The organism is Ralstonia sp. ASV6, assembly GCF_016429285.1.
GTDB classification, from domain to species: Bacteria; Pseudomonadota; Gammaproteobacteria; order Burkholderiales; family Burkholderiaceae; genus Ralstonia; species Ralstonia flaminis.
The window spans coordinates 20106-40080 of record NZ_JAELUI010000022.1 but is presented as its reverse complement, the minus strand read 5'-3'; the positions used below and the strand labels follow the sequence as shown (position 1 = coordinate 40080).

General features: G+C 59.2%; 20 protein-coding genes. 19 read left to right on the top strand and 1 reads right to left on the bottom strand.

Annotation, left to right across the window (positions count from 1 at the left end):
- The first annotated feature begins 205 nt into the window (after window positions 1-205).
- From JHD73_RS06310 to JHD73_RS06250, 13 genes are all read left to right on the top strand, one after another.
- Window positions 206-412 (top strand): hypothetical protein, encoded by a 207-nt coding sequence (locus JHD73_RS06310; RefSeq protein WP_199028895.1) that lies wholly within the window; start codon window positions 206-208, stop codon window positions 410-412.
- 153 nt (window positions 413-565) lie between these two features.
- A complete protein-coding gene (locus JHD73_RS06305) occupies window positions 566-1168 on the top strand; it encodes a hypothetical protein (RefSeq protein ID WP_199028893.1) in 603 nt (200 codons plus the stop codon).
- A gap of 46 nt (window positions 1169-1214) precedes the next feature.
- Window positions 1215-2888 carry a DNA primase gene (gene dnaG / locus JHD73_RS06300; protein WP_199028891.1) on the top strand — a complete coding sequence of 558 codons (1674 nt, stop codon included), beginning with the start codon at window positions 1215-1217 and terminating at the stop codon, window positions 2886-2888.
- A gap of 4 nt (window positions 2889-2892) precedes the next feature.
- Window positions 2893-4917, top strand: coding sequence for a hypothetical protein (locus JHD73_RS06295; protein ID WP_199028889.1), 2025 nt, complete (start codon window positions 2893-2895; stop codon window positions 4915-4917).
- A 296-nt stretch (window positions 4918-5213) separates the two neighbouring features.
- Window positions 5214-7238 carry a DEAD/DEAH box helicase gene (locus JHD73_RS06290; protein WP_199028887.1) on the top strand — a complete coding sequence of 675 codons (2025 nt, stop codon included), beginning with the start codon at window positions 5214-5216 and terminating at the stop codon, window positions 7236-7238.
- A 48-nt stretch (window positions 7239-7286) separates the two neighbouring features.
- On the top strand, window positions 7287-7682 hold the full coding sequence (locus tag JHD73_RS06285) for a single-stranded DNA-binding protein (RefSeq protein ID WP_199028885.1): 396 nt from the start codon (window positions 7287-7289) through the stop codon (window positions 7680-7682).
- A 91-nt stretch (window positions 7683-7773) separates the two neighbouring features.
- Entirely contained in the window at window positions 7774-8310 is a 537-nt protein-coding gene (locus JHD73_RS06280; protein WP_199028883.1) for a hypothetical protein, read from the top strand.
- A gap of 28 nt (window positions 8311-8338) precedes the next feature.
- Complete coding sequence (locus JHD73_RS06275; RefSeq protein WP_199028881.1) at window positions 8339-9592, top strand: hypothetical protein; 1254 nt, start codon at window positions 8339-8341, stop codon at window positions 9590-9592.
- Window positions 9593-9639: 47 nt separating this feature from the next.
- Window positions 9640-11418: a PcfJ domain-containing protein gene (locus JHD73_RS06270; RefSeq protein WP_199028879.1), complete on the top strand. Its 1779-nt coding sequence runs from the start codon at window positions 9640-9642 to the stop codon at window positions 11416-11418.
- Between the two features lie 22 nt (window positions 11419-11440).
- Window positions 11441-12022 carry a hypothetical protein gene (locus tag JHD73_RS06265; RefSeq protein ID WP_199028876.1) on the top strand — a complete coding sequence of 194 codons (582 nt, stop codon included), beginning with the start codon at window positions 11441-11443 and terminating at the stop codon, window positions 12020-12022.
- A 5-nt stretch (window positions 12023-12027) separates the two neighbouring features.
- Window positions 12028-12936: a DUF6685 family protein gene (locus JHD73_RS06260; RefSeq protein WP_199028874.1), complete on the top strand. Its 909-nt coding sequence runs from the start codon at window positions 12028-12030 to the stop codon at window positions 12934-12936.
- Between the two features lie 187 nt (window positions 12937-13123).
- Window positions 13124-15178 carry a hypothetical protein gene (locus JHD73_RS06255; protein WP_199028873.1) on the top strand — a complete coding sequence of 685 codons (2055 nt, stop codon included), beginning with the start codon at window positions 13124-13126 and terminating at the stop codon, window positions 15176-15178.
- Between the two features lie 71 nt (window positions 15179-15249).
- Entirely contained in the window at window positions 15250-16356 is a 1107-nt protein-coding gene (locus tag JHD73_RS06250; protein WP_199028871.1) for a hypothetical protein, read from the top strand.
- A 103-nt stretch (window positions 16357-16459) separates the two neighbouring features.
- Here JHD73_RS06250 and argG read toward each other — a convergent pair whose 3' ends face one another.
- Entirely contained in the window at window positions 16460-17797 is a 1338-nt protein-coding gene (gene argG / locus JHD73_RS06245; RefSeq protein ID WP_199028868.1) for an argininosuccinate synthase, read from the bottom strand.
- A gap of 284 nt (window positions 17798-18081) precedes the next feature.
- Between argG and JHD73_RS06240 the strand changes: the two genes are divergently transcribed.
- The 6 genes from JHD73_RS06240 (at window position 18082) to JHD73_RS06215 (ending at window position 19974) form a co-directional block, all read left to right on the top strand.
- Window positions 18082-18330 carry an AbrB/MazE/SpoVT family DNA-binding domain-containing protein gene (locus JHD73_RS06240; RefSeq protein ID WP_199028866.1) on the top strand — a complete coding sequence of 83 codons (249 nt, stop codon included), beginning with the start codon at window positions 18082-18084 and terminating at the stop codon, window positions 18328-18330.
- Entirely contained in the window at window positions 18324-18644 is a 321-nt protein-coding gene (locus JHD73_RS06235) for a type II toxin-antitoxin system PemK/MazF family toxin (protein ID WP_199028864.1), read from the top strand. Before JHD73_RS06240 ends, JHD73_RS06235 begins: the two co-directional genes overlap by 7 nt.
- A 76-nt stretch (window positions 18645-18720) precedes the next feature.
- On the top strand, window positions 18721-18891 hold the full coding sequence (locus tag JHD73_RS06230) for a hypothetical protein (RefSeq protein WP_199028862.1): 171 nt from the start codon (window positions 18721-18723) through the stop codon (window positions 18889-18891).
- A 184-nt stretch (window positions 18892-19075) separates the two neighbouring features.
- Window positions 19076-19540 (top strand): hypothetical protein, encoded by a 465-nt coding sequence (locus tag JHD73_RS06225; RefSeq protein WP_199028860.1) that lies wholly within the window; start codon window positions 19076-19078, stop codon window positions 19538-19540.
- Window positions 19537-19704, top strand: a complete 168-nt coding sequence (locus tag JHD73_RS06220; RefSeq protein WP_199028858.1) for a hypothetical protein — start codon at window positions 19537-19539, stop codon at window positions 19702-19704. The genes JHD73_RS06225 and JHD73_RS06220 overlap by 4 nt, the downstream gene beginning before the upstream one ends.
- 15 nt (window positions 19705-19719) lie before the next feature.
- On the top strand, window positions 19720-19974 hold the full coding sequence (locus JHD73_RS06215; protein ID WP_233176806.1) for a hypothetical protein: 255 nt from the start codon (window positions 19720-19722) through the stop codon (window positions 19972-19974).
- The last annotated feature ends 1 nt before the right edge of the window (window position 19975 follow it).

The following is a 19975-nucleotide window of genomic DNA, read 5'->3' as shown; positions in this document are numbered from 1 at the left end:
CCACCTGGGAGTCGAGAAGATGGTATTTAAGATCATTGGTTTCCAGCAAGCGGATGAGCCGCGGCGCAAATTCCGGATCACGATCACTGCGTCCCTATCCGGGTACAGCGCCCGGGTGGTTGAGCTGTCGGAGTCGGGCGCTCGCATTGCTGTCAGGGTTCGGCGTGGCCCCAGGTATTCGATACCGCCAGCGGAGTTTTACCGCATGCGCGAACACTATCGCGGTGAACTCGTGGCCTACGTCATCGCGCAGTTGGGGTACGGCGAAGTCGACAGCTTGGAGTCTGGCATGGACGCATCAGCGTCCGACTGCTACATCACCGCTGACTTGTCCGGCTGGCCAGAGGGTTTCCCAGGGGCGGCTTCCGACAATATGGGCAACTGGACGCGCGAGGCGCAAGCAAGCACATAGAGGGGGCGTGGGCGGACAGAGATCCTTCGGGCGCACAAACTGATTCGACTTCCCGCCAAGCGCTTGCGCTGATTTTCGTTACGAAAAGATATTTTTTTCTGTATCTTTCTCGTACAATGTGCCCAACATAGCCGGTTGAGGTGCGAACGAATCATGCGGAAGATCTTTCTTGTCTCGGTATTGGTGCCTGGAATGGCGCTGGCCCAAATGCCACCAGTCAACGTTCTCATGGCGCCAGCGGGAGCTGAAGCCTCAGACGCGCAGCTCCAGCTCGCTTCCGGCTTCGTTCAGTGCAACCCGAGTGTGGCGCTTTCGCGCACTGAGCTCTCGCCGCTGGGCGTGAAGTTCGGGCCCATCGGCAAGCGGTATGCGCACCCATCGGTGAACACTACCGCGGAGATGGTGCTGGCGCCGCAAGCGCAACAAAGCCAACGTACTGGCGATGGCAAGGGCTATTTGAGCGTGGTCGCCGATTACAAGCTGCGCTCGCCTCTGCAGTTGCTCACATCGCCTGTGCAGATCATTCAGGTCGGGGAGGCGGCTTACTACGAGGAGACACCCGCTACCGTTTCCATCGCCTTGCGATTCAAGCAGCCGGCTGCCGAGGCGGTGCGCGAATTCGACAAACGGTTCGGCGGTGGGGTGGGCGCACGCCTGGGGACGCAGTACGCAGCCAACGGCCGTTGGTTCGTCATCGAGGAAGATGGGCACACGCTGCGTTGTTTCCGTCATCCGGATGTGGCGGAGAAGCCGTGATTCAACTTCGTGCGGCTGAGGCCGGGCCAGCGCTCAAAGGTGGTGTGTGAGCCGGTTTCCAGACGCCTTTCTGAGCGACGTCAGGGACCGCCACGACGTGGTGGATCTCGTCGGGCGCTATGTGCAGCTCAAGAAGGCCGGTGCCAATTACTCCGGCCTGTGCCCGTTCCATAGCGAGAAGTCGCCGTCGTTTTCTGTCAGCCCGACCAAGCAGTTCTATCACTGCTTCGGCTGTGGGGCCCATGGGGACGTGTTCGGGTTCCTGATGGCACACACCGGCATGACGTTCGTGGAAGCGGTAGAGGAGCTCGCGCAGGCAGCGGGCATGCCTTTGCCGGAGCGGGCAAAGCCTACTCCTGAGGTGCAGGCGCGAGAAGCGCACGAGTCATCGCTTTATGAGGTGCTCTCGCGCGCGGCCCGCCATTTTCATCTGAACCTGCGTCAGGAGCCGGAAACGATCGACTACATGAAGCGGCGCGGTCTCACGAAAGAGACGGTCGTCAAATTTAGCCTCGGTCACGCCAGCAATGGCTTGCGCGCAGCTTTGGCCGACGTACCTGAGTCTGTGTTGGTCGAAGCCGGGCTGGTGTCGCGAAGCGAAGAAACAGGCCATGTGCGAGACAAGTTCCGTGAGCGGTTGATGTTCCCGATCTGGAACGCGGCCGGACAGGTGATCGGATTCGGTGGCCGCACCATGACCGACGCGGAGCCGAAATACTTGAATTCGCCCGAGACGCCCGTGTTCCACAAGGGCGAGGAGCTTTACGGGCTGAACTTTGCGCGCGCGGCAGTGCGGCAGACACGCAGTGCCGTGGTGGTTGAGGGGTACATGGATGTGGCCATGCTGCACCAGCACGGCGAAACCAGGGCGGTTGCTGCACTCGGGACCAGCATCACGGCGGAGCAGGTCACCAGGCTGTTGCGCCAGTGCCAGTCGATCTACTTCTGTTTCGATGGTGACAAGGCTGGCCAGCATGCGGCCGACCGCGCTGCGAACATCGTCCTCAGTGTCATGACGGACGGCAAGCGTGCGTATTTCCTGACGCTACCCAACGATCATGATCCCGACAGCTACGTGCGGGAGCACGGCATTGATGCGTGGCGTGAGGCATTGATCAACGCCTCGGTCCCGCTTTCTGAGCGCGTCATAGCGATTTTGCACGGCGGAATCAGGAAGGTTCACGCCGAAGACCGTGCAGCGATGGCGAAGGAGGCTTCGATGCTCCTGGCCACCATCGAGCACGCGCCTTTGTTCCGCGATGCTCTGCGCGGCGAAATCGAAGCGGCGATTGGGGTGGAGGTGTCGGTTGCGCCACGGGCAACAAAAGGTTCTGCGCGGATGCAAGGGGGGCAGGTAGACGCCCAGCGCGCGCCTGTGACGAATGAGCGCCAGCTCTTCTACAGGCGCTTGGCCCTGCTGAGTGCGATTGACGTCAATCGCACGTGCGAAGTGCCGCAGGAGCTTCGAGACGAGTTCTCGGAGCTGATTGTTGGTTGGTTCGGTGTCAATGCACCCGAGCAACGATTCGTCGCAGCAGAGCGCATCCCCGATGTAGCGCTGCGCATGGCTGTCACAGAGGCGTTGGCAAGCCACGCCGATCGCGAACGCATTGTCGCGAGCGCTGGGCTCGTGCACGAGGCGAACGCCATCCTTTCCACCATTGCCAGCGACCTGGAGCAGCGAAATCGCGCCCAGGCCGCCGCGGCGCTATTCAGCTGAGAACATGAGCACTCCGCACAACGGCAGCCGGCCGGATGAGACGATCGAGCCGTATTGGATCCTCATCCTAGGCCTCCTGGTGGCCCTGGGCTTCTACGCATTCTGGACAGCAGCGCATACACAGATTGCGACGGGATATTCCTGGATCCGCATCGTTGAGTTCGGTGTGTTCGTCGTCAGCCGAACCCTCTGGGGAGCGCTCGCAGGAGCGGTTCTTCTGGGTGCGGCGGCGGCCTTGCGGGCGCTCAAGCCGGAAGCGACGTCAGTTCGCTGGATCGCCGTCGCAGGTGGCTACCTTCTCGTTGACGGGTTGCTGTCGCTTTTGACGAAAGGTCCGCTTGGCGCGATCGCTGGCGTGCCGTTGATCCTTGCCGGTGCCGTCATGATGGCTCTGCGGATACGCAAAGAGCTTGGCCGTGGTGTCTTGTATGTCGGGGGCCTAGTTGTCGTGGGCAGGCTGGTTGGTGGCATCTTCACGAGCTGGTTCCGCTTTTTCGTGGGCTCGAATCCGGCTTTCATCGAGCTCTCGCATATGGCGCAATCGAGCATTGCGGCAAACATCTTTTTGCTGGTCGCCATTAACGTGCCTGTCGCGATCTGGATCATGCGCAAGTCGCTTGATTCGAATCCGACGAACCATAAGCACTTCGGCAAGCCGCGGGACTACACCCTGCACACGTTCACGGATGAGCAGTCCAAGCACTACCCGCATTTGAAGTTGTTCCGCAAGGTCGACCTGACGAGCCAGTCCATCAATGTCGGGAAGTACCGCATGGCGGATACCGAGAAGGCATTCGCTATCAAGCACAAGCTGCTGGACCGTGGAGCGAAACCCGGCGAGTACAGAATCAACCGTGACCGTGCAGCTGCTCTTTTCCGCGCTCAGATGGGGCCGCTCTGGCGAACGCCGAAGCATCTGACCAAGTGGGAAGCGGCCGTACTTGCAATCGTCTTGCCGCGTATCGCTGCGCTCGATTCGAAGATGTCTGAGCGCGACTACAAGGCGGCCATGGCCGATACCGAGCGGATGTTGGCCACCTTCTGGAAGTGTGCGGGCGATAGCTACAACAAAGAGACCGACCGCATTGATCTGGACATGAGCGAAGCTGTGGTCGTGCTGCGTAAGTACTGGAATGCACCCACAGTGCGCGGCTACTTTAAGCGTCACGCATACGTGTACACGCTGATCTACGCAATGCTCACGGATGCGCGGCGCCTTGGTGTCTTGCCGCCGTCGGAATTCCGCTGGCTGCGCGTCGCAGACCGCCGGCTGTGGCTCGTCGTCGATAACGTAGGGCGGATCACGGCCTTCACCGAAGTTGCCGGCATCTATTCCCACTTCCTCCACGAAAGCAAGCGCAAGCGCGCGCTAGAGAAACCGGCTATCGATTCAGCCGTGACTGGGCTCATCGAGGGTGTTGAGAGCTACAAGTTCACCGAAGAAGAGCTGGAGAAGATCGAGGCGCAGCTCAAGGAACAGGAGCAACTCTCAGCCGTCGATCCTGCAGCGGTTGCGGTCAAGCGGCAGACGCTGGCTCTGGGCCTCCTGACCGTGCGCTCGGACACCCAGACCGACTTTATCGAGGCGGCGCTCATGAACGAGCGCGGCGATATTGTTCACAGCCAGCTGTGCAAGCCACAGGTTTCCGTGGAGGAGATCACCGCTCAGCACGGCACGACCGATGAGCAGCTCGCTCGTATCGTCCAGGCGCCGACGTCGATGGAAGCGCGCCGAAAGCTGCTGGAGCTCGTCAATGGCCACGACGTCATTGTGTTCTATGCGAACGATGTGGCGTTGATTCCAGGCCTTGAGCGTTCGGCGGCATCGGTGCGCGTGCTGGAAGACCCGGACGAGCCGCTGGATCTTCCGTCCACGTCGGTCGTGGAAGGTGTGATGAAGCAGCCGCCGGAGCTGCGCGACGCCAAGGCCATCGCAACGCTTGTACGTGCCATCTGGCTGAAGTACCGCGAGGCCGAGATGCGTGCACAAGCGCAGAGCGAAGCGGGCAAGGCAAAGCCCGGTAACTGATCTCTCATCCCCCCGGAGAACCCCATGGCCCCCCCGACATTCTCACAGGTCGTCTTCAGCCTCATCTGGCTTGCAATCATCATCCTGACAGTTCGATTCGTCCTGCGCATGTTCCTGGGCGTTCGGAAGTTGGAGCGACGCTGTCAGACGCAAGAGCGCCTTTTGGCGGCCTTTGCACGCGAACTGAATCTTGAGCTGCCGGCAGTCGAGCCAGCGCCACGAAGCGCTGTCGCAACTCTCATCGCGCGCCTGATCCCGGCGCGTGGCATGCGTCGTTAGTCTAGGGGCGCGTCAAGATGGGTCTACGCCTGCAATCGCTCGGTTTCAAATCTGCGTATAGCGCGGATCCGAAGCCGCTCGTGCAGCGCGTTGTATATGACGGCTTCCAGTTTGGCATTCTGTTCTCGCACTTCGAAGGTGCGAACCTGATCCTGAAACAGGAACCGTACAACGGTCGCTACATTCCGAAGGAACAGCATCCGTACCACCGGTTCTGGCGCTTTCCGGCCCATGTCCTCTACGAACATGGGGAAGCGTTGTTCAATGCGCTGATTGATGCCGGCAATGGCCGGGTCAAGGGCGCATCGCCCGAGTTTTTCAAGATGCTGGCGGACGCCCGGGCCGATGCACAGCCTTCGGCGTTCACAGATGATCTGACGGCGACGATCTACCAGATCGAGGCGGGCGGCGCCGTGCTGGTGAGCAGCGCTTATCACCCGGCAGTTGTCTCTCTCGCACAGTCGATGAAGGGCCGCTATCTGGCCCCAATGCGTGCTTGGAAGCTGGCGCAGTCCAGTCCGCACATGGTGCGTGAGAACCTGATCGAGCAGCTCAAGCTGCGCGAGGACCAGGTGACGATTGCGCAGGGCATCTTCGACATCGTCGACGATGCCTTCGTGCCGCAGGGCAACAAGGGCGCAACGATTCAGGTTCTGCCGAGCGCGATCCCGGAGTTTGCGCAGGCATCCGAGGATCACGACAAGGAGGTGTATCTCGCGGTGACGGCGCCACTGGCGCCGACGCCGTTGACATCGTCTTTGATCGAAGCCGCGATCGCGGGGTACTCGCTCTACGACTACCAGAAGGTCGGCGTCCGGCACCTGGTGCGCAACTCAAGCGCGCTGCTGGCCGACGATATGGGCCTGGGCAAGACGCGTCAGGGCATCTGCGCAGCCGACATCCTGTCGAGCCAGGCCCCGGGTAAGCAGATCCTCGTCATTACGCTGTCCGACCTGATGATCAACTGGGCGCGGGAAATCGCCCAGGTGCTCCCAGGAGAAACGAGCATTTCCCTGGGCTACCGCGCAGACAAGCGGTGGATCGTCATCAACTACGAGATGCTGCATACGGTCGCCCATCTAGCAGACCGGTTCGTGGTGATGGTGGTCGACGAGGCGCATTCGATCAAGGACCCGACGGCGCTGCGCACGCGCTACGCGTTCGACATCGCAGCCAGCGTGCCGTATCGGGTGATTCTGACCGGTACACCGATCCTGAACCGCGAAAGCGAGATTCACACGCTGCTGCGGTTGTCTGGGCATCCGCTTGGCAAGATTCCGCTCAAGACATTCCAGGAGAAGTTTGCCGGCGATGCTGCTTTCCGGCGCGATCTCGGCAAGCTGATTCGTGAGTGGATGCTGTATCGCACCAAGGACCAGGTGCTCAAGCATCTCAAAGGCAAACGTCGGCAGGCTCGGTACATCGAGCTCGACCAGAGCCAGCGCGAGCGCTATGACGCGATCAATGCGGACAGCGGAATCATCACGCTCGCCAAGATCACGAAGCTGCGCCAGGAGCTGGAGATCAGCAAGGTCCGCGCCGTCGTTGACATGGTGTCGCAGCTCAACGGCGACGACAAAGTCCTGGTCTTCTGCGAATTCAGCGAGTCGGTGGCGCACTTCGAGGCGGCATTGCGAGACGCTGGACATGACCCCTGCGTGCTCACCGGCGCAATCAAATCGAAGAAGCGCCGGCAGGCTGTTATCGATGAATTTCAGACGAACCCGCTCAAGCGCGTGCTGGTGGCCACGCGCTCGGTGGGCGGCGTGGGCCACAACATCACCGCGGCGAACTACGTGATCCTGGTGTCGCTGCCGTGGACGCCGTTCCTGGCCAAGCAAGCCGAAGACCGTGCGTACCGCAACGGTCAGGAGCGCCTCGTCTTTGTACTCATCGTGTTGGTCGACGGGACCATCGATATAGACGTGGTCGAGATGCACAAATCAAAGATGGCAATCGCGACCGAGATCCTCGACCCGGAAGAGGCAGAACGTCTCGCGATGATGGAGTTTGCAGAAGGTTTCGATCGAAAGGCCGCATAGGGCGGTCATTCGTTATCAACGGGCTGAGGCCCTACTTTGGAGGTTGTGATGACTATTCGTGGCGAATTGGAAATGACGCAAATCGGCTTTTTGGCCGATAACCCGCAGTTCCGCAAGAACCCGGACGGCAGCAAGGTCGCGAATTTCCGCGTGATTACCAACGTCACGTGGAAAGACAAGAACACTCAAGAAGAAGTCAGTCGTGCTGAAGGCTTCCCCTATGAGCTGTGGGGTGAGAGCGCGGAGATCTTCGCCGACATGATGAAGAAGGGCTATCGCGTCTACGTGAAGGGCGAACCGCGCAACGAAAAGTACGAACTCGACGGCGTGACCCGCTACGGTGTCCGCATCCGCGTGACCAAGTGGGAAAACCTGACGAAGATCGATCGCCCGGACCAAGCAACCGGTGGCGAAGCGGAGCGTCTGGACGACATCCCCGCGTGATCACTTCCGTAATGCCGGCCTAGCGCGGCGGCGGGGGCCGCTGTCCGCGCGAAGCCGATTTTGAGCAAGTCACAGAGATCGGATTTCCGCAATGATCACGCACACCCAACTGCAAGACATGTTGGCCGCTCAGTTGAGCACCAACAACGCGATCAACGGCTGCTGGATGGACGCCGGCTATCCGTTTGATCGAGCCATCGCCATTCAATGTTCGGCGGCGGTAACGCCAACTGGGTGGGCGTGGAAGCAGTATCGTGAATCGGAGTCGGCGGTAGCCGCACTCACCAATATTTGGCGCTGTGTCATGTCACGTCATCTGACCCTGGCGAAGGGGAATGTACGGGAGGCGGCCGAAGCGATCGCTATCGGTCTGACGGACCCGCCGCAGGTGTTTTTTGATTTCAAGCCCTACACGTTTTCAGAGATGAGCGCAGTTTCGCAAGTTGAACTGCTTGCGGCGCTTTCGCTTGCGCACCGTGTCTACCTGCCCCTTCTCGTATCCATCATGGACGCATGTCTGGTGCAGTGGAGCGACATCGAGCAGCGCATCCGAATGTCCTCGTTGAATGAGCAGGCATTTCCGATCGCTTTTGCGTCGAAGGCTGTCAGCACACTGCTGGCCGCGTGATCGGTTGAGTAGATCAATTGGAGCTGACATGACGGATGTCGATAGCAATTTGAGTGTGGTTGAAGAGTTTTTCGAAGTCTATGACTCCAGCTTTGGAAGCTCGCTGTTTGATACCCAAGCGTATGCCGGGGCGCTTGCTACCTATTTCGCGCGCGAACACGGTCAACGTCATCTTGACACGCTGGCCAACGAAGTCGGCCTCCACAATCTCAAGTTCGTAAAGGGTGAATCGTCCCTTCGGCTCACCAGAAGCCAGGTAGAGGAAATCGGACGAGTGCTGACACGCGCAGAAATGCAGTCGAAACACCCTGGGCTTCCCAGCGATGAGATCGATGACATGGTGGATGCCGCTGTGGCTATGGGGTTTCACATTGCATACCTCGATACGCTGCTTGAAGCGCTGCGCCGTCGGGGGATTTCTCTTGAGCGATCCGATCACGAATCGGATGCTGTAGACCTCAGGCCGCACGCGTTGTCGGTGGAGCGATACGTGTTTTGGGCGCAGTATTCTGCGGGCGCGAGAGGTGCGATTCGCAAGCTCATTGAACATGGCGTTTGGTTGGGCCGTGGCGTTGCGGCCATGTCAATCCCAAGCGCGCTTCGCGACGACGTCGAGACCGCGTACAAACATGCCAGGGGCGGGCACTATGGCCCTCGCTGGACGCCAGAACTTGGCCAGTATTTCCAGAAGGAACTTCGACGAAAAGAGTCTTTCGATGTTCTATGGAAATCGCTATCTCGGCTTGGCTATGAGCCCTATCGCACGGAGCAAGGCGCAGTCGATCGGAGGGAGTGGGAAGCGCGTAAGCGTAGCGCTTCCAAACTCGCGGCGAGGCTTGGCGTCGTTCTGCGAGAAGCCAGCTTGAAGAGCCGGTTCTCTGAATACATGACGGCAATGAGCCGAATTGCCGAGTTGATCGGGCTGCAGTTTGTACGAGAGAAGAAGCCACTGCTATCCAGCCAGATTCCAGAGCAATTACGTTCTGCGCTGGAGATCGCGCTGTGTTTTGACGATGTTGCGAACGATCGAAAACTCTCGAAAGCGCCCTTCGCCGAGCAGTGGAGTGCCGCAATGGCGTTGTACGACCGTGGTCACGCGACGGTCCGTCTCGGCGACATGATCGCGGCGCTCATGCATTGTGGGATTCGGCTCTCCCCTCTGGATAACACGTCGCATCCAGCGAAGCTTCCTTTGATGCAACTCGAAGTCGCTGAGGTGCGAGGCGCACTGGCCGCGGTATTCGCGCTTCGTCATCACCTCGGTGGTGTTATCAATTTTTGATTGCGAGTCGGAACTGCGGTTGAGAGCGCAAGGAGATCGCTTTGTACATGGAACGCGGTGAAGAGGGCTTTCTTTCGCCTGGTGTCGAGGCTAGCGTTTCCCCCGCCATGGCGTTGGCCCCTGTTCTTCGCGGGCGCAAGAATCTTTTCGGCAGGGAGGATTTGGCGGATGTGTATCGCCGCGCGAAGCAGATGATCGTCGACCACAAGGTGTTCCGCCTTGTGCAGGTGTCAGAAGCCGTAGATGGTGGGAAGAGCGTCATCATTTGCAATCTGTGGCGGGTCGACCGTAGCCCGGAAGGGGCTGTGCAGACGCTTGAGTTCGATCTCAAAGAGAAGCTGTGGAAGGAGGTTGATGACCTTGGATACTGGCCAAGGGTGCCATTTTTCCCAATTCAGAAAACACAGAAACTCGATTGGTGGCGCGACATCACGCGAAAAGCCATTTGGGCAGCGCTGGTAGCCGCTGGGTACAAGGATCTCCCATGGCATCTATCGAATTGGGATGCGGATTGGGACCCCTTGTCAGGGACGAACACACCCAAGGCGGACGCCCCGAAGCCTGACATGTCGCCAGGAACGATGGCCAGCATTTTGCTCGGAAAGTACCTTGGTAAGGGCACCGGAATTCGCAATGATGGCAAGGAGAACTGGAAGGACGGTCTGCTCACGACCGAATCGATGTTGGCAGGCGCCCGGGCGTTGCGTGCTGCCATCTTCGATCATGTGCTCGACGCTGAAGTGTTGTCGGCAATGCTCGCTATCGAGTACGACGTCGTTTGGTTTCACGACTACTTGCGCCATGCCAAAAACCGCGACGCTCTTTTGAAGGTTTCAAAGGAGAGGCGAAACCTGCTACCGCTGCTGCGTGATATCCGCGTGGATCAATGGAGCAGAGACGATTTGTTTTCTCGGAAGCTTTGGGTTCGGGATGGTCGCAAACGGACTTTGGTGGAGTATCCGAGGTTCAACGCGAGTGGGAACCGGTTTGTGCCGCTTGAGTCGAGAGCCGCTATGCGCTGGCTGTTTAAATCGAAGCTCACTGTCATCAGGAAATGGGCCTCGGTCAATGGGGGCGGTAAGGATCCCGTCGTGGTGGAGAACCTTGCGAGGGCCAACATAACAGTCGATATTCCAGCGATCGCATGGTGGCATCTGGTCACGCGCAGTTACAGCGTCCGGCAACTGGGGGTGAGCGATCCAGTTCAGCGGCTCTATCGCGCTTTCGCGATCCACTGTGCGGCCATGTGGAAGGAGCAGGGCTTCGCCCATCTCAAGAATTGGTTGCAGTCGGGGCAGGCGAATCTTGGCGATATCGCCGACTGGCTCCGAGTTGAGGGTATCGATCAGGGTTTTCCGGATCGACACGCCACTTGGTCGTCTCTGGTGAGGCGTAGCCGAGACTGGCATATGCGTACCGCCGAAGTTCGCGTAAGCCAGACAGGAAGGAACCATACCTGGACCTCGCTCGTGCCGGAAATCGAGATTGAAGGGATTCGCTTCACGCCATTAAACTCGGTGCGTGACCTCATGGAAGAGGGGCGGGTGCAACGCCACTGCGTTGCCGACTATGCTGATGACTGTATCGACGGCGAATATCGTGTCTACAGAGTGGTTGAGCCTGACGGTACCCGATCGACCCTCGGGCTGTGGCGAAACGACAGAGGGCATTGGGAGGTGGAGCAGCACCGAGGAATGTTTAATGACCCGGTAAGCGCTACAGCAAGCGAGGCAGGTGAGAAGTTGATGAACCTGTATCGCGTTGCGCAGATGCAGAAACGCGGGAAGACCGCAGCCCCTATGACTGGAGCGGCTTCTGCCGCTTGACGTCTTGAGAATAACAACGACTATGCGCATTTATCACGAGACCTTGCCAGCGATTGCCATCCACATCGCGAGAACGAAGCAGTTCATTTGCGGCGAGATTGCAGGTGATGCTGGCTTGAATTGCTACATCGAGGGCAGCCTGCCAAACCTTTCCGTGTACAGCCAAGCAGAGAAGAAAGGGGCGCTGATCACGTTCGAGTGGACTGGGCCAATAAGCTCCGATGGCTACTGGATGTTTGGCGACCCCGATACGCTGTATGACCAGCGACCGCACCGTGGTTTCGTCCCCGTGGATACCACACAGCATCTGAAGCTGGTTGGCATCGAATTGCTGTACGGTCAAACGTTTGCCGATTTGGTCCATCGACCGAATCTCCCCAGCGGTACCGATGTACTAAAGCCGTGGATCTGGTGGGAGTGGGCCCAATCAAGACGCAGTGCATGGGTGAAGGCGCAAGCGCAGCAGCTTGAGAGTACGATCGCGGCGTTGGTAGCAGAGCGGCCGAGCATCTCCGTGGTTCCGCCGCGCCGCGCACCCTATCTGGGCTATCTTCAGGACTGGCGCGCAACGCGAATGGCGCGCACCGGCGCCTCTGCCGAGTAGACGGAATGCGGCAAGTCCTGACTGCGCTGTATGACGCGATTCGCGAAGATCTGGGAATCCATCCGTCGCGGTTGGGGCGGCTGATTGAACAACGGTCCGATGCTTGCTATCAGCTCGTCAAGCCGGTGCAATCCATCGCTGCCAGCAGCGTTGTCCGGTGGGATGAGCTCGGATTGCCACCATTGACCGACTGGCCGCGCCGGTCCCGTAGTACGTTGCGCGGCTGGCGGGTCGCCGGCAAGCACTACTACGAGAGTTTCGAATTTCATTGCCCGGCGTTCGACCACCTGGCCAGCATCGAGACGACTGACGACTGGATGTGCGATATCCAGGACATCGACGGTCTTTCGTCGTCGAAGTCCAGGCTCACTGATTTCGCTACCATGGATGCGCTGGTGGAGCGAAATTCGCGCGAAATGATCGACGAGATTACGCACGCGAAGCTGACGAAGAACCTTGCGCATAGCGAGATCCGAATACTCCATCGAGAGACGACATCGGACCACTTCGCGCGGTTTGCGTGGGATGGGCGCCTATTCCTGATGAATAGTGGAGGCTCGCATCACCTGGCCGCCGGCAAATACATTGCGGCGCGCCTCGGCGTTTCCGTCCCTTTGAAAGCGACCCTGCGCGAGTACTCGCTCGAAGCTGGTTCAGTTCTGTCGCTGATCTCCCAATTCGAGATGTTCGTTCTCTCTGATGAGCCAGAGTTCAGCGTGGCCTTTGGTGAGGCGATGCGTCACTTCAAAGCCACCTGGCTTTGGCATCATCTCCCGCGGCCTTATCAGGAACATGCAAGGTTGATCCTCCTGCCCAAGTCGGAAGGCCGATCGATGAAGGTGGCTGATATCTTGAGCAAAGCGGGTGCGGTCGATTTTGTTGCATACCTCGTGGAGCTGGCGGGATTGGCTTGACTGGTGTACATGTCCACATTACGCTTGCGGTACGACGGACTGATCTCGTTCGTACCGCTGGCATTGGTAAAGGCTGTGCCATGAGATCGCATCGATTCTGTCGCCTGGACGCATAACACCTCCTCAACGGTGCGCACCAACGGCAAGCCAGCTCCCGTGTCCGTCTCGTGCGCCGCTTGGAGTGATTGTGCGTATTCCTATCTCTCAGGCAGACCTGAAGCAAGGTCGCCTTACCAAAATCTCGCGTGCCCTGCAGAAGCTCTGGAAAGCCGATTCCTTGAGCTTGATGCAAGCCCAGAATCTACTCGCTGGATTGCTTGGGTACCGCAACCTGCACGAGCTTCAGGCCAATGCTTTGGCCGACATCCCTCAGCCTCCTGCTGGTCTTTTGCCGGAGGGATTCAGCAGAGCCATGATGGTGAGCGCTGTGGCTTGGCAGTTGTTTCGGAAGCACCGGTTGAGTTTGGCTGAAGCAACTCGCCTCGCGGGCGCGTTGCACCTCAACGAGCTATCAGTCGACTCCAGCACAACAGATGCAATCACTGGCCGGTTGATCGCGCGTGAGCAAGCTCGGGGACGGCATCTGGTATTGGATGAAGCCCACTACCTTTTGAATCCACGATGGTGTGAGAAGACGCCGGCTGCGCTTGCCGGCGGCGTACCTGCGCACAAAATTGCGGTGTTGCCGGATCGTCGCGTGTTCACATGGTCAGCGCTTGAGCACCTGATCGACTTGCTGCCTCCGTACTACCAGGACCAATTGAGAGCTGAGTCACGGTACCGAGATTGTAGGGATGATGAAGTCGACCGCCAGTTCATTCGTGACGAGCTGTTCCCTTTGGCATGTGAGCCGCTGGAAGACTATGTCGTGCGCTCAAATGCTTTGCCCGCTGGATTTCGCGAGCTTTGGGTGTTCGATGAGCACAACGCATGTATGGGTCGTGTCCTTCATAACGTATCAATTGGCGGTCTCATCCCGGAGCTCTTCAGCGTTGCCGGGCGCGATTTGGCGCGGGCCGCGGTGTCCCTCTATTGCGGAGATCCAGTCCGCTCAAAGAAGTGGGAGGCTGCCGGCGTGGCGGACTATGAGCCACGTGAGGACGACATGTCGCTGTTGACTTCTCGTTATACGTATGGCGATCGGAAGTACCGCGAGCGGGCGACCGTTTCAGAGGGCCCCATTTACGCCGATGCTCGCGATCTGATGCCACTTCCTGCCTCGGTACGCCTCCGTCCCGAAGGGGAATCGTTTTTGCTGTGCGGCCATGTATTCGAGGAAGCCGGTCAAAGTTATCTTCGGTATCAGCCCGATTGGTTAATGCTTGAGGATGTGCCCAATGTAGCGATGCCTGCAGAACCTGAGACTTCCGAGATGATGGAGGAATGCAGGCGTGGTTATGCAAGCGCAGCGACGGCCGTTCCCGATGCGGCTGCGGCCCTGTACCGGGCCGTAAAGCGGCAAGTCGATGAGCTGATCAAGTCGGCTGCAGATCGTCTCACTGGCCAGGTGGCACGCGCCGACATGGTTGGGCTTTTGTTGGAGATCGTCCCGCCACAAGCCTTCAACGCCTATTGTGGAACCTGGATCAACGAGAGTCTTCCGGTGCGGTATGACGGTGATTCGGTAGACAACCCAGTCCTCGTAGAGGAGAGGGAGGATGCCCTGGGCAACCTCGTTTGGCTTGGCGAAAGTGTCAAGCGTTCGATCCCGGAAGTTTTTGCATTCGACGACGCTGCGCTTGGGTACGTGTTGCTTCATGCGGAAGGGCAGGTGCCGGGAGGTCGCCATGCTGCCCTGGTGCAAGCGCTAGAGCCTCATCAGGAGGAACGAATCACGCAGCTGCTTGTTGACATGATCTACGTGGCGGCCTACTGCGAGGCGGATATGCCAGAAGAGCCGGTGACGCGGAAGCTTGACATCCTTCGTGTGGCGGTGAGGCGAGTACTCGACGGAGAAGCTGCGCGGATCTCAATTCCCGGCATTTGCGAAGACCTTTCGAGGCTTGGCCAAAGGATGGCACAGCACCTGGAGTTTTTCGGTACTGTAGAGATCTGGAGGGCACAACAAGCCAAGCAAGCTCGTATTCGGGAGGAAGGGGCCTACCTCTACGTAGGTGAGCCCGTGCCGCGGGAGAAGCCTCAGCGATTTGGCGATTTGATGGCCGGACTGAGACCGAAGCCAAAGCTCTTCGAGGTCGAGCAGCGCCTCTCAGATCTGACAGAGTCACGGAACGACCCATAGCAGCAGCGTGCCCTATTTTTGTAGGCAACTTCGCTATTTTTTTAGGTTCCTTCGCTATCTTCACAACTCAAATGAGCAGCAACCTCCACCCCATCCGTAATCTGACCGACCTGTTCAATAAAGAAGAGATCGATCGCCTCAAAGACGCTCCGCTGCGTCCCAGCGGTGTGCAACACCCAAGTTGGTATCCGCTACACAGTGTCGATTCGCGCCCTGTAGACGCCTTGGTGCGCCAAGTAGTCCCGATGATTGCCTGCGAAGTCGGCGGCGAATCTTGGTTGAGAGATCTCGCTCCGCGCTTGAATGACTTTGTGGATGATCGCAACGCCTCTTCAGCGTTGGCGGAGATCCGCGCGTACGGCGGCCTTCTCGAAGCTGGATTTGAAGTCACGCCAATTCCACGTATGAGTTCGGCCACGCCGGACTTCACGGTGGATGCGGGCGACGGCCCCGTGACTGTCGAGGTCTTTTCGAAGCACCAGGATGTCGAGCAAGACGAGCTGATGGCCGCGGCGAACACACCTGGTGGATGTCACCCTCTTGGCATCGAAAGGACGACGTCAACTGTCGGCAGTCGTGTAGTGACAATGACAGAGATAGAACTCACGCCGGCAGGAAGGCCGGATCCCAACAAGCCTGGTGATAGTGTGCAGGCAAATCTCATCAGCAGAGTCTGCTCGATGAAAAGCGACGAGACGCAGGTCGATGTCGATCGCCCGTGTTTGCTGATTGCAGACTTTGCTCACTTCGGCGGCCCGGTTGCATCCAGATTTGTTGAAGCGGACCAGACGGCCCCGCTCATCAGTGGGCACCATGGCCTATGCAGCGGCGGCATGTGGTATGGGGTCTATGGCTGGAAGGGTGCCCCGATTTTTGAGCATCGGTATGGGAGCCCGAAGCGCATGGGGCACGATGGGCGTTTCCGCCTCACAGGGAAGGAGAAAAGCCGCCTGTCTGGCATTTTGTTCGTCTTCCACGAAGGGGCGGTGCTGCTCGAAAACCCCTGGGCAGCCAAACCGCTGCCTACTCGCGCACGCTTCGCGTTGAACCGCTTCCCCTGGTTCGACCTGCAGCACTCGATCGCGGACTGGTATCCGGGACAGGCTGCGGGACTGGTGGAGTCCCAGCGCAAGATGATTGAGACATTCGACGCCCAGGTTCACCTGATGATGCCGTAGGAAGGCGTACAGGCGCTGGTCAGTTCCAGGGCTTATTCAGCAGCCATAAAAAAGGCCGCTCCGACGTCAATCGGAGCGGCCTTTTGCTTTTGGCAGCAGGCAGCTACTTCTTGCCGCCGTCGAGCTGGGGCAGTGCATTGCTGGTGCCCAGCGACAGCAGACCGGCTTTGGAATAGATGGCCAGCTTGTCGCGCGTGTCCATCAGGTCCAGATTGCGCATGGTCAGTTGGCCGATACGGTCGGCCGGGCTGAACGGTGCGTCTTCCACCTTTTCCATCGACAGGCGCTCGGGCGCGTACGTCAGGTTCGGCGACTCGGTGTTCAGGATCGAGTAGTCGTTGCCGCGGCGCAGTTCCAGCGTCACGGTGCCGGTGACGGCGCGGGCCACCCAACGCTGGGCGGTTTCGCGCAGCATGATGGCTTGCGGGTCGAACCAGCGGCCTTGGTACAGCAGGCGGCCGAGCTTGAGGCCGTTGATGCGGTACTGCTCGATGGTGTCTTCGTTGTGGATGCCGGTGACCAGGCGCTCGTAGGCGATGTGCAGCAGCGCCATGCCCGGGGCTTCGTAGATGCCGCGGCTCTTGGCTTCGATGATGCGGTTTTCGATCTGGTCGCTCATGCCCAGGCCGTGGCGGCCGCCGATGCGGTTCAGCTCCAGGAACATCTCGACCGGGTCGGCGATTTCCTTGCCGTTGACGGCGACCGGACGGCCTTCGTCGAAGGTGACCGACACTTCTTCGGCCTTCACCTCAACTTCCGGCTTCCAGAACGCCACGCCCATGATCGGGTTGACGATGCGGATGCCGGCGTTCAGGAACTCCAGATCCTTCGCCTCGTGGGTGGCGCCCAACATGTTGCTGTCCGTCGAATAGGCCTTCTCGGCGCTCATCTTGTAGCCGAAACCTTCCTTCGTCATGAAGGCTGACATTTCGGCACGGCCGCCGAGTTCGTCGATGAAGGTCTGGTCCAGCCACGGCTTGTAGATCTTCAGCGCCGGGTTGGTCAGCAGGCCGTAGCGGTAGAAGCGCTCGATGTCGTTGCCCTTGAAGGTCGAGCCGTCGCCCCAGATGTGGACGTCGTCTTCCTTCATGGCGGCGACCAGCATGGTGCCCGTGACGGCGCGGCCCAGCGGCGTGGTGTTGAAGTAGGTGATGCCGCCGGTGCTGATGTGGAAGGCGCCGGCCTGGATGGCGGCGATGCCTTCGTTGGCCAACTGCGGGCGGCAATCGATCAGGCGGGCCTTTTCTGCGCCGTACTCCATCGCCTTGCGCGGGATGGCATCGTAGTCTTCCTCGTCGGGCTGGCCGAGATTGGCGGTGTAGGCATAGGGCAGCGCACCCTTGTTCTTCATCCAGCGCAGGGCCGCGCTGGTGTCCAGGCCGCCGGAGAAGGCAATGCCGACCTTCTGGCCGACGGGAACGTGTTGCAGGATGGTTTCCATGGTCTTTCTCAAATGGCGGAGCGCAAAAAAACAGCAGATTGGGGTCGAATCCGCCATTTTAGGGCAGGACGGGGATACAACATCGAAACCGCTCAGCTTTTGCGTGGGCACGCCGAACTGGACCATTTGCGCCAAGGTGCCGCGGCAGGATCTGCGTGCCGCTTTGGCAGGGCGCGACGCCACTGTTGGTCCCCAAGTGAGGTGCAGACTTGCCGGCAACAATGTAATAACATTGTGTTGCCATGCATCTGGCAACGGTATAACATTGTGCTTACGGTGAGGCTATGAAGGCAACGATACGCAAGATGGGCAATTCGCAGGGGGTGTTGATCCCCAAGCCCATTCTTGCCCAGCTAGGTTTGGAGAATGAGGTGGATATGGCAGTGGAGGACAATGCGCTGGTGATCCGCAAGCCACAGAAGAAGGCGCGCGAGGGCTGGGCTGAAGCCAGCCAGGCCGTCGCGGCTGCCGGTGATGATGCGCTGGTGATGGGCGAATTCCCCAATGCTGACGACACGGAGCTGGTGTGGTAGCGCGCGGAGAGATTTGGCTCGTAGCCCTAGACCCGACGAAGGGCGGCGAGATTGAGAAGACGCGGCCGTGCGTGATCGTCTCCCCACCGGAGATGCACGACCATCTGCGAACGGTCATTGTTGCTCCGATGACGACGAAGGGCCGGCCGGCTCCGTTCCGGGTGCCGATCACCTTCATGAAGAGGAGTGGGCTGATTTTGCTGGACCAGATTCGTGCGGTCGACAAGGTGCGCCTGGTCAAGAAAGAGGGCGTAGTTGCCGATAAAACCTTGTTGAGCACCCTGCAGACATTGCAGGAAGTTTTCGCTGAATAGGCGAAGGGGAAAAACCACCAGGCGCGAAAGCGCCCCGCGTCCGGCCGGCTGCCGCGAAACTAAAGAGACCACAACGATGAACGCGACCTATTTATCAGGCTTCCTTACGGGCTTTGGTGCCGGCACGGGCGGTATCTGGCTGGCGATCGGCAACACGACGCTGGCGTGCGTCGCTGCTGCTGTAGCTGTGGCCGGGATCGTCATTCACGGTGTAGCAGTGCGAAACAATGCGAAAGCTTCCCCCTAACTCCGGATCACCAGCAGAGCAAATTTAGATTATGGATCGAATTATTTGGCCGGCGCTGGCAGGGTTGGTCTTGATTGTGGCATACGGTGCCTACTTGGCGTTGTCCTGACAAACATTCCGGCGCACAGCGCCTCGCGTACCGGTCTCCAAGCAGTTGGATTCGACTTTGATAGGAAAACCGACGATGACTTCATGGGCCGTATCAATGTTTGCTGCTGGAGCATGTAGCGCTGGCGCAATCCTGCTGATCCGGGATGTGCCGAAATTTGCGGGTGGCATGCCGCCAGCGCTGGTGGTATCCATCTACATGTTGCTGGGCGGGGTCACACTGCTTTTTTTTGCGGCACTCGGCCTTCAACGCACGGCCGGAGCTGCTGCGATCAAGTGGCCAACAATCGCCGGTATGGTGGGCGTGGCCGCCATCGGTGTCTTGCTGGCAATGCTGGAGCTGTTTTTTGTCTTCGGTGCACGCCAGGCCATGCCGCTGCCGGATGCCATGATTGTGTACAACGTGACGAGCCTATCGCTGGTGGCCGCCGTTGGTGTTGTCGTGTTTCGTGAATCGATGGACTGGCCACGCCTGGTTGGAGTCGGCATGGGGCTGGCGTCGATGATCCTCTTGCTTCAACCGTCGAAGGTGTCAACATGATTGAGATGAATGACCGCGCAGCCGTCATTTTGTCCGTCCTGCTGGGTGCCATTGCTGTAGTTCATACGCTGATGGTGGTGCATGTCGCGTGGTTGCGCGCAAAGCTCGATGCGAAGTTGGCCGAGCGCATCAAGGCAGACGGCGAGCGCGAGTTTTCGCGCTGATACAGGGGAAAACAAATGGCAAATCAAGTTATCGGTGCGGCAGTCATGTTGGTGGTCACGCTCCAGCTCGTGCTGTTCATCTGCTCGCCCACGAAGTCGATGAAGCAGGCATACGCGGATAGCTGGCACAAGACGGGAACGGTAATCGCGCATCTGTTCCAAATCCAGCCTGGCCCGGATCGATGGATCGGGTTCGCGGTGCTTGGGCTCATGGCGTATGTCGCGGCCCTGGCCCTCGCGTTGGAAGCGGTCGGCCGGTACATCCACTGAA

What these genes read in the sequence shown, in the direction of transcription:
- JHD73_RS06305 (WP_199028893.1), top strand. Translation starts at nt 566, where the DNA reads ATGCGGAAGATCTTTCTTGTCTCGGTATTGGTGCCTGGAATGGCGCTG.
- JHD73_RS06290 (WP_199028887.1), top strand. Translation starts at nt 5,214, where the DNA reads ATGGGTCTACGCCTGCAATCGCTCGGTTTCAAATCTGCGTATAGCGCG.
- JHD73_RS06280 (WP_199028883.1), top strand. Translation starts at nt 7,774, where the DNA reads ATGATCACGCACACCCAACTGCAAGACATGTTGGCCGCTCAGTTGAGC.
- JHD73_RS06310 (WP_199028895.1), top strand. Translation starts at nt 206, where the DNA reads ATGCGCGAACACTATCGCGGTGAACTCGTGGCCTACGTCATCGCGCAG.
- JHD73_RS06215 (WP_233176806.1), top strand. Translation starts at nt 19,720, where the DNA reads ATGGCAAATCAAGTTATCGGTGCGGCAGTCATGTTGGTGGTCACGCTC.
- JHD73_RS06220 (WP_199028858.1), top strand. Translation starts at nt 19,537, where the DNA reads ATGATTGAGATGAATGACCGCGCAGCCGTCATTTTGTCCGTCCTGCTG.
- JHD73_RS06250 (WP_199028871.1), top strand. Translation starts at nt 15,250, where the DNA reads ATGAGCAGCAACCTCCACCCCATCCGTAATCTGACCGACCTGTTCAAT.
- JHD73_RS06225 (WP_199028860.1), top strand. Translation starts at nt 19,076, where the DNA reads ATGACTTCATGGGCCGTATCAATGTTTGCTGCTGGAGCATGTAGCGCT.
- JHD73_RS06285 (WP_199028885.1), top strand. Translation starts at nt 7,287, where the DNA reads ATGACTATTCGTGGCGAATTGGAAATGACGCAAATCGGCTTTTTGGCC.
- JHD73_RS06295 (WP_199028889.1), top strand. Translation starts at nt 2,893, where the DNA reads ATGAGCACTCCGCACAACGGCAGCCGGCCGGATGAGACGATCGAGCCG.
- JHD73_RS06275 (WP_199028881.1), top strand. Translation starts at nt 8,339, where the DNA reads ATGACGGATGTCGATAGCAATTTGAGTGTGGTTGAAGAGTTTTTCGAA.
- JHD73_RS06240 (WP_199028866.1), top strand. Translation starts at nt 18,082, where the DNA reads ATGAAGGCAACGATACGCAAGATGGGCAATTCGCAGGGGGTGTTGATC.
- JHD73_RS06260 (WP_199028874.1), top strand. Translation starts at nt 12,028, where the DNA reads ATGCGGCAAGTCCTGACTGCGCTGTATGACGCGATTCGCGAAGATCTG.
- JHD73_RS06270 (WP_199028879.1), top strand. Translation starts at nt 9,640, where the DNA reads ATGGAACGCGGTGAAGAGGGCTTTCTTTCGCCTGGTGTCGAGGCTAGC.
- JHD73_RS06230 (WP_199028862.1), top strand. Translation starts at nt 18,721, where the DNA reads ATGAACGCGACCTATTTATCAGGCTTCCTTACGGGCTTTGGTGCCGGC.
- JHD73_RS06265 (WP_199028876.1), top strand. Translation starts at nt 11,441, where the DNA reads ATGCGCATTTATCACGAGACCTTGCCAGCGATTGCCATCCACATCGCG.
- argG (WP_199028868.1), bottom strand. Translation starts at nt 17,797, where the DNA reads ATGGAAACCATCCTGCAACACGTTCCCGTCGGCCAGAAGGTCGGCATT.